The organism is Tsukamurella asaccharolytica (assembly GCF_007858435.1).
Lineage (GTDB): Bacteria > Actinomycetota > Actinomycetes > Mycobacteriales > Mycobacteriaceae > Tsukamurella > Tsukamurella asaccharolytica.
In genome coordinates this window covers 1-501 of sequence record NZ_VIGW01000081.1, presented here as the reverse complement: position 1 = coordinate 501, position 501 = coordinate 1, and the positions used below count along the sequence as shown (strand labels likewise).

Here is a 501-nt window from a genome sequence, read left to right as displayed (position 1 = left end):
CGAGAGATCCTAAAATAGTAAAATAGAATAAGGATATAACAATAGATGATTCATTCGACACATTCAATCCGTTTTTTCCGTCGTTGGTGGTTACGCGCATAGTAGCGGGTAAGCACTTTTTTATGATGTTTGAAAAAAGAGTGTCGAAGAAAGAGGCCCGCAATATGCGGGTCTTTTTTTATGCTCCATATTGCGCTCATCAAATTAGAGAGAGTTTAATCAACTCTCATCCCAAAAATAGCAACCCTTTTTAACATTTTTAATGTGTTGTTTAAGATGCCGCTGAAAGCGTTAGTTAAATTGTAGGAGACCATATGGAAGCACCTGTTGCAGCAGAAATTTTCACCTTAAGTCGTGAGATCCCCTCTCACTTTGAGCCTTTTGACCTCTTTGAACTATTGATGCAAAAGCGTGATCAAGCTTTAGGAATGCTCTTTGAGTCGGCTCGCACCGATAATCAGAGTGCATTAAAGAGTATGATGATTACAAAAGCCGCTTTAC

Annotated in this window: 1 protein-coding gene; it reads left to right on the top strand. The window is 38.9% G+C overall.

What is annotated here, in order from left to right; all coding sequences use genetic code 11:
* Positions 1 to 314 precede the first annotated feature (314 nt).
* The coding region (locus tag FK529_RS21020) for a hypothetical protein (protein WP_146564375.1) at positions 315 to 501 on the top strand (187 nt) is incomplete at its 3' end.